12 protein-coding genes are annotated in these 13,418 nt (G+C 65.8%); 3 read left to right on the top strand and 9 right to left on the bottom strand.

The features are described from left to right. Positions 1 to 95 precede the first annotated feature (95 nt). Complete coding sequence (locus tag RLO07_RS17960) at positions 96 to 1,286, bottom strand: multidrug effflux MFS transporter (RefSeq protein WP_462293521.1); 1,191 nt, start codon at positions 1,284 to 1,286, stop codon at positions 96 to 98. Positions 1,287 to 1,504: 218 nt separating this feature from the next. Between RLO07_RS17960 and RLO07_RS17955 the strand changes: the two genes are divergently transcribed. Next, positions 1,505 to 1,684, top strand: a complete 180-nt coding sequence (locus RLO07_RS17955) for a PLDc N-terminal domain-containing protein (RefSeq protein ID WP_462293520.1) — start codon at positions 1,505 to 1,507, stop codon at positions 1,682 to 1,684. 23 nt (positions 1,685 to 1,707) lie between these two features. Here RLO07_RS17955 and RLO07_RS17950 read toward each other — a convergent pair whose 3' ends face one another. The 5 genes from RLO07_RS17950 to RLO07_RS17930 are packed head-to-tail and all read right to left on the bottom strand — an operon-like array spanning position 1,708 to position 8,577. Next, positions 1,708 to 1,998 carry a hypothetical protein gene (locus tag RLO07_RS17950; RefSeq protein ID WP_462293519.1) on the bottom strand — a complete coding sequence of 97 codons (291 nt, stop codon included), beginning with the start codon at positions 1,996 to 1,998 and terminating at the stop codon, positions 1,708 to 1,710. Positions 1,999 to 2,008: 10 nt separating this feature from the next. Next, on the bottom strand, positions 2,009 to 3,682 hold the full coding sequence (gene ilvD, locus RLO07_RS17945) for a dihydroxy-acid dehydratase (RefSeq protein WP_462293518.1): 1,674 nt from the start codon (positions 3,680 to 3,682) through the stop codon (positions 2,009 to 2,011). Between the two features lie 55 nt (positions 3,683 to 3,737). Then, positions 3,738 to 4,574 carry a DUF6671 family protein gene (locus tag RLO07_RS17940; RefSeq protein WP_462293517.1) on the bottom strand — a complete coding sequence of 279 codons (837 nt, stop codon included), beginning with the start codon at positions 4,572 to 4,574 and terminating at the stop codon, positions 3,738 to 3,740. Then, positions 4,571 to 7,030 carry a YbcC family protein gene (locus tag RLO07_RS17935; RefSeq protein ID WP_462293516.1) on the bottom strand — a complete coding sequence of 820 codons (2,460 nt, stop codon included), beginning with the start codon at positions 7,028 to 7,030 and terminating at the stop codon, positions 4,571 to 4,573. Before RLO07_RS17935 ends, RLO07_RS17940 begins: the two co-directional genes overlap by 4 nt. Then, positions 7,027 to 8,577 carry an NADH-quinone oxidoreductase subunit L gene (locus RLO07_RS17930; RefSeq protein ID WP_462293515.1) on the bottom strand — a complete coding sequence of 517 codons (1,551 nt, stop codon included), beginning with the start codon at positions 8,575 to 8,577 and terminating at the stop codon, positions 7,027 to 7,029. The genes RLO07_RS17935 and RLO07_RS17930 overlap by 4 nt, the downstream gene beginning before the upstream one ends. Positions 8,578 to 8,697: 120 nt before the next feature. Here RLO07_RS17930 and RLO07_RS17925 point away from each other — a divergent pair, with 120 nt between their 5' ends. Both RLO07_RS17925 and RLO07_RS17920 read left to right on the top strand, forming a co-directional pair. After that, the gene (locus RLO07_RS17925; protein WP_462293514.1) at positions 8,698 to 9,609 is read left to right on the top strand and encodes a LysR family transcriptional regulator; all 912 of its coding nucleotides are present in this window, start codon (positions 8,698 to 8,700) and stop codon (positions 9,607 to 9,609) included. 3 nt (positions 9,610 to 9,612) lie between these two features. Next, positions 9,613 to 11,166, top strand: coding sequence for a tannase/feruloyl esterase family alpha/beta hydrolase (locus RLO07_RS17920; RefSeq protein WP_462293513.1), 1,554 nt, complete (start codon positions 9,613 to 9,615; stop codon positions 11,164 to 11,166). Here the strand turns inward: RLO07_RS17920 and RLO07_RS17915 are convergent, their stop codons facing one another. The 3 genes from RLO07_RS17915 to RLO07_RS17905 all read right to left on the bottom strand — a co-directional run. Beyond that, positions 11,167 to 12,240 (bottom strand): tRNA-queuosine alpha-mannosyltransferase domain-containing protein, encoded by a 1,074-nt coding sequence (locus tag RLO07_RS17915; protein ID WP_462293512.1) that lies wholly within the window; start codon positions 12,238 to 12,240, stop codon positions 11,167 to 11,169. Continuing rightward, positions 12,237 to 13,094 (bottom strand): SDR family oxidoreductase, encoded by an 858-nt coding sequence (locus RLO07_RS17910; protein ID WP_462293511.1) that lies wholly within the window; start codon positions 13,092 to 13,094, stop codon positions 12,237 to 12,239. Before RLO07_RS17910 ends, RLO07_RS17915 begins: the two co-directional genes overlap by 4 nt. An 86-nt stretch (positions 13,095 to 13,180) precedes the next feature. Next, a partial coding sequence (locus RLO07_RS17905; RefSeq protein ID WP_462293510.1) for an HNH endonuclease signature motif containing protein occupies positions 13,181 to 13,418 on the bottom strand: 238 nt, incomplete at its 5' end.

Here is a 13,418-nt window from a genome sequence, read left to right as displayed (position 1 = left end):
GGTTTCTCCCTGCAGTGTTATGGGTTATGTGCTGGTGGAGTTGCGATAGTCGCGTCAAGCACAATACCTGTGACGGTGCGTCAGGGGAAGTACGTTCAGGCCATGGCGTGGCTGCGGGTGCCGCGCAGTGCCATGAAGCCCAGGCTCACCATAGAGCAGGCAAACATGCACAGAGTTACCGCCGTCAGAGTCTGCGGCAGCAGTGTGCTGAGCCCGCTGGCGATGCCGCCCAGGCTGAAGGTAGCGGTGCCCATCAGGGCCGCCGCCGAACCGCTGCTGCCGGGAAAGTATTCCAGGAAGCCGGCCTGGTTGTTGGGGCTGATGGCGCCCAGGGCACCGGCGTAGAGCATCATGCCCGGCAGGAATGCGAACACCGGCCCATCCAGCAGGGCGACACCCAGCAACCAGACCGCGGCCGCGGCCTGCGCCACGGTGGCCCCGCGCAGGATCTGCAGTGACGGCAGGCGGTTGAGCAGCACGCGGTTCAGCAGGTTGCAACAGAACATGGCGACGATGTTGCAGGCGAACAACAGGGCGAAGGCGTCCCGCGATTGTTCGTAGTGGACCTGATAGATGAAGGCGGACCAGGTCACGAAGATGATCAGGCCGCCGAAGCCCGCGGCTTGCCAGCCGATATGTGGCAGCGCCCGGCGTTCGCGCAGCACCCCGACATAGCGTGCCACCATGCTGATGCCCCCGGGACCGGCAGGCGGGCGGCGCGGCCCCTTGAATACGGTCACCGTCAACAGCGGCAGCAACAACAAGGCGTAGACACCGAGAAAGACAAAGATGACGCCCCAGTCGCCGAGGCGCAGCAGCAGCGTGCCGATGGACGGGGCGATCGCCGGTGCCACGATGGCCACCAGGCCGATCATCGAAAACAGCTTGGCGGCCTGCAGTCCCTTTACCCGGTCCCGGACCAGAGCCGGTATGGAGACCGCGGTAAAGCCGCCACCGAGCGCCTGTACCGCCCGTCCCAGCAGCAGCGATTCAATGGACTGCGCCCGGGACAGGAAAAAACTGGCGCCCGCGAACAGCAGCAAGCCGGTGACCAGCACCCGGCGGCGCCCGAAGCGGTCCGACAATGCGCCGCCCACCAGTTGCCCCAGGGCAATGGCGACCATGTAGACCGAAATGGACAGGGAAACGACGTTGATCTCTACGCCCATGGCAGCCGCGATGTCGGGAAACGCGGGCAAATAGGTGTCGATGGCGAAGGGCCCGAGCATCATGGTGAAGCCAAGGGCAAACACGATCGCCAGCGGCGTATGCTGGGACTGGGTCATGCGGGTTCCGGATGGTGTTCAGTGGTGCTCTCCGCCTGCGGTGGCGGGACATGCAAGACGGCAGTATAGCATGCAGATACCGGTCACTGCTGCGGGCAGGCAGATTGGCCGGCTTGAATTACATGGATACGCGTGCCGGAATTGCGTAGAGTAAGCTGCACGCCGCAGGGACTGCTGGACCGGGGCGCCGGTACGACATATTGATCAAGGAGCTATCCATGAATGTAGAAGTAGGTGGCCTGCTGGGCCTGATCTGGCTGGCTTTGGTTATCTGGGCCATCATCAAGGTGGTGAAGAGCTCTGCGAGCGATTTCGCCAAGGTGCTGTGGATTTTGCTCCTGCTGCTGGCACCGGTAATCGGGTTGATTATCTGGGCGCTGCTGGGTCCCAAGGGCTAGCAGCTTCGCCCGGCACCTGCGCCCTACTCCGGGGTCAGGGTAATTTCGATATTGCCGCTGATGGTGAGTTTCATGCCGGCGGCGGCAGCCTCTGCAATCAGCGCGGCCAGGTCTGTCTTGGTTTGCCGCAGTTCCTTCACGCGCTGCACCGAGGTCCGGTCGACTTCGCCGAACCGCTCCCGCCGGCTCCAGTCGTTGCGCTTGTGAAAGCTGATCTTGTCCTCTATCAGCGTCAGCAGCAGCTGGCTCGCCTCTTCAGGATAGAACACCCCATTGATCAGGCGATAGCTGCGCGTGTCTGCTTCTTTTGTCATGTCGTATTCCCTACAGGTACTTGTCGGTAACTGCGCCTTCTGACGCCGAGGCCACGGTCTTGGCGAATTTGGCCAGCAGGCCGCGTGTGTAGCGGGGAGCCGGCGGCTGCCAGCGGGCGAGACGCGCCGCGATTTCCGCAGCGCTCAGCTGCACATCAATCCGCGACGTTGCCGCATCAATCACAATCGCGTCGCCGTCCTCGACAATGGCGAGCGGGCCACCCTCACTCGCTTCCGGCGTGATATGCCCCACCACGAAACCGTGGCTGCCGCCGGAGAAGCGACCATCGGTAATCAGCGCAACCTCGGCGCCCAGGCCCTTGCCCATCAGCGCCGATGTGGGGCTCAACATCTCGCGCATGCCGGGCCCGCCGCGGGGACCCTCGTAGCGAATCACCAGCACGTCACCCTTGACCACGCTACCGTCCAGAATCGCCTGCAGCGCCTCTTCCTCGGAGTGGAACACGCGTGCCGTACCCGCGAAACGCAGGCCCTCCTTGCCGGTGATCTTCGCCACCGCACCCTCGGGTGCCAGGTTGCCGCGCAGGATCATCAGGTGGCTGTTGCGCTTGATCGGGTTGTCGAAGGCGCGAATGATGTCCTGCGACTCGGGGTACGGTGCCACATTGGCCAGGTTTTCCGCCAGTGTACTGCCGGTCACGGTAAGGCAATTGCCATGTAACAGCCCCCGGTCCAGCAGCATTTTCAGCAGCGGCTGGATACCGCCAATAGCGATCAATTCCGACATCATGTACTTGCCGCTGGGCCGCAGGTCCGCAAGCACGGGCACTCTCTCTCCCACCCGCACAAAGTCGTCGAGGGTCAGCTCTACCTCGATCGCATGAGCCATGGCCAGCAGGTGCAGCACCGCATTGGTCGAGCCACCGAGCGCGATGACGACAGTGATGGCATTCTCGAAAGCCTCCCGGGTCATGATGTCCGCGGGCCTGATGTCGCGTTCCAGCAGGGCCAGCACCGCGGCGCCCGCCTGCCGGCAGTCCTCCGCCTTGGAGCGCGACACCGCCTCCTGGGCGGAACTGTTGGGCAGGCTCATGCCCAGCGCTTCAATGGCCGACGCCATGGTATTGGCAGTATACATGCCGCCGCAGGAGCCGGGACCGGGGATCGCGGTTTCCTCGATCTGCTTTACCTGCAGCAGGTCCAGGTCACCGCGGGCGTGCTGCCCCACCGCCTCGAACACCGAGATGATATCCGTATGGTTGGCCCCGGGCTGGATCGTGCCGCCGTAGACAAACACCGCCGGCCGGTTGAGCCGGGCGATGCCGATCAGGCAGCCGGGCATGTTCTTGTCACAGCCGCCAATTGCCACCAGGCCATCGAAGCCCTGGCAGCCGGCCACCGCCTCTATCGAGTCGGCGATGATCTCGCGGGACACCAGCGAGTACTTCATGCCCTCGGTGCCATTGGCGATACCGTCGGAAATGGTGATGGTGTTGAATATCACCCCCTTGCCGCCGGCGGCATCGGCACCGGCGCAGGCCTCGTCGGCGAGTGCGTTGATGTGCATGTTGCAGGGCGTGACCATGCTCCAGGTGGAGGCGATACCGATCTGCGGCTTGCGGAAGTCCTCGTCGTCAAAACCGACCGCGCGCAGCATGGCCCGTGCGGGTGCTTTCTCGATGCCATCCACAACCCGGGATGAGTGTTTGCGCGTGTTTTTCACTGTTGTGTGGTCCTCGGAGTCTGTTGTACGAAACGACGTTGTTGCTGCAGTGGCTTCAAGGATTGCACCACTGGCAGTACTGGGGATCGGCCGCGGTTCGCGGATCGGGCTCGCGGTGCTCATGGCCACATGGACGACAGCGACGAACGGCCGCCCGCGGCAATGGGGTCGGTGCCTCGCAGGCCCCACAGGGCAGGCCCGGCTCCTGCGCATCCGGCCAGAAATCGACCGCAGCACAGCGAGGGCACAGTGCCTGCAGGCGCTGCGCGAGCTGCTCTGCCGCCTGGCGAATGTAAGCCCGCCGCTCGGGGCAATGCATGGCCCTGAGATCCGGCTCTATCACCACCCCTGCCACGTCGGGCCCGCTGCTCGCCCATGGCGGACTTTCAGCGAGCGCCTGCAAGACTCCGGACACTCCGGCAAGCCCCTTGCTGACGCCACCGGGACGCCTGATTATCCAGGCCTGTGAGGTGTCCAGGCCCGCCAGCTCCGATTCCAGCCGGGCAGCGGATTGCCAGGCAACCGCCGCCACCTGCACCGGACCCGCTGCCCGCGCCACAATCTCCTGCCCGGAGCTGCGGTCCCAGAGCAGCAGCAACTCCTCGTCCCAGTTCACCGCCCCGGGTACGGGACCGCCACCGAAACTGCCCTCACTGCCGAGACCCAGGTCGAGCCCGGTCAGCTCACAGGCGAGCCGCGCCTTGCGCCGCGCACACGCCAGCGGCGAGAGCGTGCGCTCCACCTCGCCGGAGAAGGTCCCCAGCGTATCGGTATCAAACGCGTCCGTGACCCGCAGGGACAGGCCCAGCGCCGCAAGCGCCGGCGCCACCAGCGGGCCTTTGCCGTGGCGGGTCAACAGCGCAACACTGCGCCCCTGCAGCGAACTCTTCACTGTTGTTCCAGCCAGACCTGCCAGCTCCCGTTCCAGTACCGTTCCATGCGCTCCCCTTCCAGCCGGGCAAGATAGAGCCAGTTATTGTCCAACAATTGCCGCACCGTGGCATGCTTTGCAATCACCGTATCAATGGCCTCCCTGGGCGCCTCGATGACCACGGTCAGACGCAGGGGCGTATGCAGCCAGCGCTCGCCGTCGTGCAGCGACTGCCAGGGTAAACCAATGCGCAGATCCCCGCCGTTGCCCTCGAATACACCGATACGGCCGCCGGCGACATTGTGCAGTGTCTTGTTGCCGCTGCCGTAGCGTCTGTTGTCCACAGTGGAAGCGTAGTACTGCATGTTGATCCAGTGTGTCACCACCATCGGTGCGGTCATGATCAATTCCAGCAGGCTGCCGTCAGCATCCTCGCGGTGGTCATAGTCGTGCAAAAAGCTGCGGCCCTGCAAATCCACCCCGCGGGTTCTGGCCCGCGGCGCGACCACAAACGCGGCGTTGTTGGCCAGGCCCCACTCCGGCCGCGTTTGCGCCCAGTCATCGGCCCGCTCGCGGACGGCGCGCAACAGGGCATCGGGCCTGTCCAGCAGTGCCGCAAGACCGAGTGCAGGCGCCCGCTCACGACGCGCCCGGGCACCCGCGGCGGCAAGCCGCTCGCGGATCCATTCCAGATCCGGCACATGACTGGGGGGCAGCGCATCCAGATCATACAACGACACTTCATCAGTCGTTGTATTGTGCAGGCCCGCAAGGAAGTGGGTGTTCTCGGGCACCCGCACCCCCTTCGCCAGCAGCTGTTCGCGCACTGCCCGGTCATTCAGCAACCCCGCCAGGGCCCGGGCATTCACTTCCCCGGTCTGGCCACAACAGGCGCCGCAGTCGAGCCCGGCGCGCTGCGGGTTGTTGCGATTCTGGCTGCCGTGGCCCAACAGCAGCACCAGGCGCGCGAACCGTTGCCCGAACCCCATTGCGCCCAGCACCCGGGCGGCAATATCCGCCTGTCCGGCCACTCCACCCGCGATCGCGGCACCCAGGGTGGGCCGCACCCGGCAGGCATGGTTCCCGAGGCCCAGGGAATCCGCGGAGGTGAATGCCGCTGCACCCGGCAGGCTGCGCTGCACCAGCTTTCCCAGGTAGCCCAGGCCCAGTGCCTCGACCAGGGTAAAGGAGGACAGCGGTGTCGATTGAAAGGTTCGCCAGCCGAGTATGCCGCGCAGCTTCTCGCTGCGCTGTCGGGCAATGGCCGCGTCCTCCGCCGCGGAACCGGCGCTGTCGCTGATGTGCAGCGCTGGCGCCAACAGCCCTGGCAACTGCGGCCGCCGGGCCCCGGTACCCAGCGGGGCATAGCTGATCGGCAGACCGAAGAAACCGGCGAATCCCAAAGTCTGGATAGCGCCGGACTGGGCCTCCAGATGGCGCCGAAACACCTCCGAGCGCACATCGATGCAGAAGGCAGCCTGCACCGCCGGCATCTCTGCCACCTCCACCCGGGGCGCCGACAACAGGCGGTTCCGCAGGCTGCGCTGATAGCTGATCTCCTGCGCCCGTTGCCAGATCTGCCGGACGGCCAATGATTCATCAACCGGCTGATGGACCTTGCCCCGCCAATCCGCTCGCCAGGCCGACCACACAGAGCCGCTGTCGCGGGCACCATCATCAAGCAGGGTCTCCCAGCTCAGACGCATGGCCAGCAGGTCGACCAGGGTATGATTATCGCCTTCCTCCAGCCGCGCCTGCCAACGCAAATAGGCGCACCAGGCGGCCCAGCCACTCACCCGCAGCAGCACCGCCTGCAGATACAGCGCCCAGTCGGCTGGTGCGACGCCCAGTTGCTCCAGGCCATTGCTGATCTGCTGCTCCGGGTCCTCGGCGAGCGTATCGGCCAACGCGGGGATGGCGGGCGCCCGCATCAGCAGGGCGACACTGTGATCCCGGCGCAACGCCTTGCGCCAACTGGCATACAGCCGTCCCGACTGCTCCGGGTGCCAGTCGGCCTGCTCGCGGTCGAACCAGGCGGCGCAGAACTGCGATACCTGGTGAGTGATGGTGTCACACCAGGCGGGCTGCTGCCGCAGGTCGCGGCGGCGGTCCAGTTGGTCACTGAGCAGGGGCAGCGGCACCAGCGCGGGCTGCGGCCGATCCAGCGCGGAGACCATCTGCTCCAGCGTTTGTCCCGCCCGGTTTTCCCGCAGCGCCTGCTGCAGGTCATCGACGCCAATTTCTGCCCGTTCCCAGGCTTTGCGGTAGGTCTCAAGAGGCAGTGTCATGGGCGACCCTGCCACCCGGGCCAGAGTCGCGGCCACCTCACTGAAAGGCTGTTGGATACGCCCCCAGTAGGGGTTCACCGCGATCATCCGGTCCAGGGGCCAGTTGGGGGCGATACTCTCGACTGTCGCGGCAATGGCCTCGTGCAGTGCTTCATTTTCTACCAGCAGGGATTTAACGGGTGCATTCACAGTCTGTTTCCTTGCATCAGGGGGATCCGGTTCGTGAGTGTTTGCGCCTGGATGGGGCTGAGCTGCAGCGGCCAGATCCTGAAGGTCAGCCGGGTAAAGGTTTCATCGAGATAAAAGCCGCAGTAGGCCCAAGGGTAGACGGTGCGCGCAAAGCGACCCTGTGGGTAGCAGCGCAACCAGACCTGAGCCACATAGAACAGCGTGAAGCTGAGTGCGACCCAAAGCACCAGCGGCCAGGCGACAGCAGCCGGCGCCGGAGCGAGCCCCGCGAACAGCAGGTGCCACAGCAGGTAGAGCTGGGTCAGCGCCGCGAGCTGCAACATGCCCCGCAACAGTGCGGGGGGCGCGGTGTATTCAAACCACAGCAGTGAGGCGAGGCCCAGCGCGACGATGAACAGGGCGACCAGCGGCACTGCCAGCGCCGGCAGCACAAGTTGCCACAGCGCGGCGGAGCCCGCGACCACGCCGCCGCTCAGGGCCAGCGCAGCCAGATACCACAGCGGCGAGCGCGAAGCCCTGCCCGCGGCTAGCAAATCGCCCTCTCGTGCCGCCTGCACGGTATCCCCGGCGGCGAGGAACGCATGGGCCTTGTACAGGGAATGTGCCACCAGGTGCAGCAGCGCCAGTTCGTAGAGGCCGAGGCCGATTTCCATCAGCATGAATCCCATCTGCGCACAGGTCGACCAGGCGAGGCGTACCTTGATGCTGATGCGCGTGAGCATGACCAGCCCCGCCAGCACCGCTGTCAGACTGCCGACCACCACCAGCAGGGTTTGTGCCGCCGGCGCCAGTGACAATAAACCGGCGAGGCGAATGAGCACGAAGCCGCCGATGTTGACCACCCCGGCATGCAACAGGGCAGATACCGGCGTCGGCGCCTCCATCACCTGGATCAGCCAGCCATGCAGCGGCAGCTGTGCGGTCTTGAGAATGGCGGCCAGCGCAAACAGCAGGGCCGCGACATGCAGTGACAGCGGCAGGCTGTCGACAGTGGTCAGAAAAGTACCCAGACCTTCCAGGGACAAGGTGCCCACTGTCTGGTACACCAGCAGCAGCGCCACCAGCAGACAGGCCTCCGCACAGCGGCTGACCAGAAACTTCTTGTGCGCGACCACCTGTGCAGCCTTGCGCTCGCGATAGAAGGTGAGCAGGTGATGCAGGCCGAGGCTGGTGGCGGTCCAGGCCAGCACCATGACCGCCAGGTGCCGGCTGACCACCAGCAGACCGACGGCACCCAGCGTAAACAGCAGGGCGCGGACAAAGCGGGCCTGGCCGGGTTCACCGCTCAGGTAACGTGCGGAGTAGTTGATGATGACCCACCCCAGCACCGCCACCAGCATCGCGGCGGTCAAACCCAGGGCATCCACCGCGATCTCCCCCCACCGGGACCAGAGCAGCGCCGCGGCGGCGGCAGCGGTGGTTGCGGCCAGTGCCGCGGCGGCGGTCAGGCGCGCCACCGCCCAGTGCCGCTGCACTCGGCGGCAGGCCAACACACAGCCTGTGGCGTAGATGAGTGGCAGCAACCAGCCGCCGATGAATTCTGTCATGTATGCACCCCTGTCACTGTCGCGTCGTCCAATGTCCAGACACGAGCATGCTGGGGCCCGGCAACACTTTTGTAAAATAGTTAGTTTCGATATGATTGTTCTTTTTAAGAGAACATTTGCATGCGCCACCTGAACTTCCACCACCTCTATTATTTCTGGGTTGTGGCCAAGGAAGGCCACCTGACGCGCGCTGCAAAACAGTTGCATGTGTCGCAATCGGCACTGTCCTCGCAGATTCGCCAGCTGCAGGAACAGCTGGGCCATGAACTGTTCAGTCGCGATGGCCGCTCCCTGCGCCTGACCGAAGTGGGGCACCTGGTACTGGAATATGCCGAGAGCATTTTCAGCCTCGGCAGCGAGCTGCTGGCCCTCACCGAAAGCGGGGAGCTGCAGCGCCTGCAGCGCCTGCGCATCGGCTCGGTGGCCACCCTGTCGCGCAACTTCCAGGAAAACTTCCTGCGGCCGGTAATCGGAGAGGCGAAAGTGAAGCTGGTAATACGGTCCGCCAGTCTGGAAGAGCTGCTGGAACAGCTGCGCGTGCACAGGCTGGACCTGATTCTCTCCAACCGTGCGGTGGCCGCGGACACCTCCACGCCCTGGCGCTGCCAGCAAATTGCCGAACAGAGCGTGTGTATCGTTGGCCCGCCCGGCAAGCTGGCGCAGCGGTTCCGCTTCCCACAGGACCTGGGCCGGCTACCGCTGCTGCTGCCCGGACCGAACAGCGAAATCCGCAACCAGTTCGACCTGCTGTGTGAAGAGCACGGCGTGGAGGCCGACCCCTATGCCGAGGTCGAGGACATGGCCATGCTGCGCCTGCTGGCCCGCGACTCCGGCGGGCTGGCGGTAGTGCCGGAGGTGGTGGTGCAGGATGAGCTGCGCAGTGGCAAACTGCAGCGCTACTGCGTACTGAAAAAGGTAGTGGAACGGTTCTACGCCATCACCGCCAAGCGCCACTTCGAGCTGGTGGCGCTGAAAAGCTTGCTGGAGCAATATCAGGACAGTGGACAAGACCATACATCACCGGGGAGATAGCTCATGCGCAGTCTGTTGATTTCCTTTGCCGGCACCCTGCTGCTACTGGGCACGGCAGATGCAGCTCCGGGTACGGGCGGCGATGCAGCCGCTTGCGCCGCGCTGGGGCAGACGCTGGCTGACAGACAGGAATTTTCCCTGGAAGCAGCCCCGGCGCTCACCCGGATCGAGGGTCTGCCGGCCTTCTGCAAGGTACGCGGCACGGCTGCCGGCAGGGTGGGCTTCGAGATGCGCCTGCCCCTGCAGACAGACTGGAACGGCAGGTTCCTGCTCGCCGGCTGCGGCGGCTTCTGCGGCCAGCTGCTGCCGGACAAGCCGGGCTACTCCAACAGCATCAACGCGTCGCTACGGCGCGGCTATGCCGCCATGGCCCACGACAGCGGCCACCAGGCGGATTCCACCGCCAACACCGACTGGGCCCGTCGCGGTGACCAGCAGGCTGTCGACCTGTGGGCGCACCAGGTACTGCCGGAACTCGTGGCCCTGGGCGACATCCTCACGGCGGCCTACTACCAGCGTCCGCCCGCACGGCGCTATTTCTCCGGCTGCTCCAACGGCGGCCGCCTGGGCCTGGTAGCCGCGCAACGCTACCCGGACCTGTTCGACGGCATCGCCGCCGGCGGCCCTATCCTCGATCTCTCCGGCAATGCCGGTGTGCAGGGCGCATGGATGATCCAGCAGGCCTGGACCGCCGCCGGTGAACCCCGGATCACCCCGGAGCAGACAGAGCGCCTGGCGCTGCAAGTCCGCTCAGCCTGCGACGCCCTGGACGGTGTTCGGGACAACGTCATTGCCAGCCCCGAACTGTGCCGGCCCGACCTGTCGGTCCTGAGCTGCACAGCCGGGCAACAGCCGGGCTGCCTGGATGACGAGCAGCTGCAGCGTGTGGCGGCGCTCTACCGCGGCGCCCAGGATGGCGAGCATCAGCTGTTCCCGGGCCTGCCACCGGGCTCGGAACACCTGTGGCCGTTCTGGATTACCGGCCGCGAAGGCCAGCCGGCCTGGGGTGGGCTCGCCGCGCAGGGCTTCCTCGATATCTACCGCCAGGTGCCCGCGGGCGAGCATGTCAACCCGGCGGCAATTGACGTGGCTGCGGAAGCGGCGGCGATGTCGACCTCACCGGTGGCGGTGCTCGCCAACGCCACCGACCCGGACCTGTCCGGCCTGCGCGCCGCCGGCGGCAAACTGCTGCTCTGGCACGGCTGGGCGGACCCGCTGATCCTGCCGCAACGTACCGTGAGCTACTTCGAGGACGCTGCTCGGGAAAATGGCGGCGCCGAGGCGCTGGGGAAGCACGCGCGGCTGTTCATGGTGCCCGGCCACGGTCACTGCTGGGAAGCGCCCGGGCTGGCGCCGGACCTGTTTGACCCGGTGCAGGTCCTCGAAGCCTGGGTGGAAAGCGCTACTGCGCCCAGCCAGATCATCGCCCGTGACCAGCTCGACCCGGAGGCCGCCACCGCGACCGCGCTGCTCTGCCCCTACCCGCAGCGCGCAGTGCACGATGGCCGGGGTCCAACGACCAGTGCGGCGAGCTACCGCTGTGCGGAGCCGATGTGATCAGTTCGACGGCGACGCCAGCACCTCCGCCCACAGTGGCGCCAGCTGTTCGCTGTACCAGGGCGAGACATCCACGGCTGGCGGCAGGCCGTCGGTAAGCCACTGCCGCAGCCGCGCCACCAGCGCAGGGTGGTCACCCGCCGGGTAGCGGTAGACCGGACCATATTGTTCCGGGTAACACAGGGCATCCGGCACCAGCGGCCGGGCGCCCGCGCTGGCGGCTTCCAGCATCGCCAGCCCCTGAAATTCGTGGCGCGCGGTGCTGACCACAATACCGGCTCTACCCAACAGGGCCCGATAGTCGTCCAGTGGCAGACGACCGTCGGCAACAATCCGCTCCGGCAGCGCCTCCCGCAGCCGCGCCAGCGCCGGCGGCACCCGCCGCGGCCGTTTGCCCAGCAGGGCAAGCCGAAACGGCACTCCCTCCCCCGCCAGTGCAATCATGGCCCCGGCGAACAGCTCCGGCGCCTTGTCGTGCTCCCAGCGGTGGTTCCACAGCACCAGCTGCGGATCCCGCTCCGCCGCGGCGGGCACCGGCGCAATCGGTACCGGGCACAGGGTGCTCTTCTGCGCCAGCCGCTCAACGATACCCGGCGGCACCGCATCCGGCATCTGCCCCAGGAGCCCTGCCACCCCCTGCAGGTAGCTGTCGCGATTGAACGCGGAATTGAACACTAACTGTTCCGCCGCCAGCCCGCCGTAGAGCTGTACCATGCACGGCTCCAGCCAGTGACTCTGACGGTCGCTGAGGGGGTAGGCAAACTGGTTCTCGTGGAAGTAGTACAGCGCTGGCACCCCGGCAAGGCGCGGATGCAGGCCCTTCAGGGTAGCCAGATCCACCATGGAAGTCGCGAGGAGCAGGTCCGGCGGCTCAGCTGGCAGCGTATCCAGCCAGGACAGGGGATTGCCGCGAATACGCCAGGCGAAGTGGCGGCCGGGCAACTCCAGCCGCTGCCAGTCCACCTGGGTCTGGGACGCCAGCAGCCAGTCCGCCCAGGCGGCGTGGCTGTCGGCGCGGTAGGCGGAGAGTAGCCAGACCCGCGAGCGCCGGGCGGCGGCTACCCTGCCGCTCATGCCGGATACTGAAATCCAACGCTCTCCTCGCTAACCCGCCACAAGCGCTCGGCCGCCTCGTCATCCCGGGCCCAGGGCTTGGGCCGCACCACCTTGCAGTCGGCAAAGTATTCGCCGCTGATCCCGGCTACTTTTTCACTGGTACACAGGTAGATCGAGGTCTCCGCACCCTTCTCCGGGGAACGGAAAAAGGGCTTGAGAACAAGCGGCAGGATCTTGCTCATTACGCCGCCATTCTGGGTTCCCAGCGAGGTGGATACGGCGCCAGGGTGCAGGCTGTTCGCCGTCACCGGGTAATCCGCCAGCCGCTGCGCCAAACTGCGGGTGAAGAGGATGTTCGCCAGCTTCGAGCGGCCGTACTCGCGGAAAGTCTTGTAGCCCCGCTCCGCGTGCAGGTCATCAAAGCCCATGTCACGGGTGAAGGCGTGGGCTGCGGAGGCGACATTGACGATGCGCGCGCCGGGGACATCCCGAATTGCGGGCAGCAGCAGCCCGGTGAGCAGGAAGGGCGCGAAGTGATTGACCGCCAGGGTCTCCTCGAACCCGTCCACTGTGGTCCGGCGGCTGGTGTTCACTACCCCGGCATTATTGAGCAGCACATCAATCGGCCGCCCCAGTTCCAGGCACTGCTCCGCCGCCTGGCGCACACTGGCGAGGCTGGCCATGTCCATCGCCACAACTGTCGGCGCCGTTCCGCCTGCGGCGGTGATCTCTGCTGCCAGCGTCGCGCCTTTTTCAGGACTCCGACACAGCAGGGTCAGGGCGGCGCCCTGGGCGGCCAGAGCCAGGGCCGTCGTGCGACCAATCCCGGCGGTGGGGCCGGTGATCAGAACGTGTTTGCCTTGCAGTGTCATGGTGCAACTCCTGGCTGCCGGAATCGAGCAATTGAGTATAGGGTTATTGGCAACAAGCGACTACTACCCCTTGGAGCCTGCTGCCCCTAATGATCCGCTGGCGCCAGAATCTCCGCGGAGTTGCCATTGAGACGAATGTCAAAGCAGCCACGATGCAACTGACGGTGATGGAATCGACACAGGGTCACCAGGTTGTCCAGCCGTGTTTCCCCGCCCTCGGCCCAGTGCCGGATATGATGGGCGTCCACGTACTCGGATTCCTGGCAGCCGGGATACTGGCAGACCCCGTCCCGCTCGCGCAGGGCACGGCGGATACGTTCCGGC

The organism is Haliea sp. (assembly GCF_040221975.1).
Classification (GTDB): domain Bacteria; phylum Pseudomonadota; class Gammaproteobacteria; order Pseudomonadales; family Halieaceae; genus Haliea.
The sequence above is the reverse complement of the archived record's forward strand: the minus strand, read 5'-3'. Positions and strand labels throughout refer to the sequence as shown.

Excerpts from the sequence above, each read along its gene's own strand:
- RLO07_RS17955 (WP_462293520.1), top strand. The coding sequence starts at position 1,505 with ATGAATGTAGAAGTAGGTGGCCTGCTGGGCCTGATCTGGCTGGCTTTG.
- RLO07_RS17960 (WP_462293521.1), bottom strand. The coding sequence starts at position 1,286 with ATGACCCAGTCCCAGCATACGCCGCTGGCGATCGTGTTTGCCCTTGGC.
- RLO07_RS17910 (WP_462293511.1), bottom strand. The coding sequence starts at position 13,094 with ATGACACTGCAAGGCAAACACGTTCTGATCACCGGCCCCACCGCCGGG.
- RLO07_RS17920 (WP_462293513.1), top strand. The coding sequence starts at position 9,613 with ATGCGCAGTCTGTTGATTTCCTTTGCCGGCACCCTGCTGCTACTGGGC.
- RLO07_RS17925 (WP_462293514.1), top strand. The coding sequence starts at position 8,698 with ATGCGCCACCTGAACTTCCACCACCTCTATTATTTCTGGGTTGTGGCC.
- RLO07_RS17930 (WP_462293515.1), bottom strand. The coding sequence starts at position 8,577 with ATGACAGAATTCATCGGCGGCTGGTTGCTGCCACTCATCTACGCCACA.
- RLO07_RS17915 (WP_462293512.1), bottom strand. The coding sequence starts at position 12,240 with ATGAGCGGCAGGGTAGCCGCCGCCCGGCGCTCGCGGGTCTGGCTACTC.
- RLO07_RS17950 (WP_462293519.1), bottom strand. The coding sequence starts at position 1,998 with ATGACAAAAGAAGCAGACACGCGCAGCTATCGCCTGATCAATGGGGTG.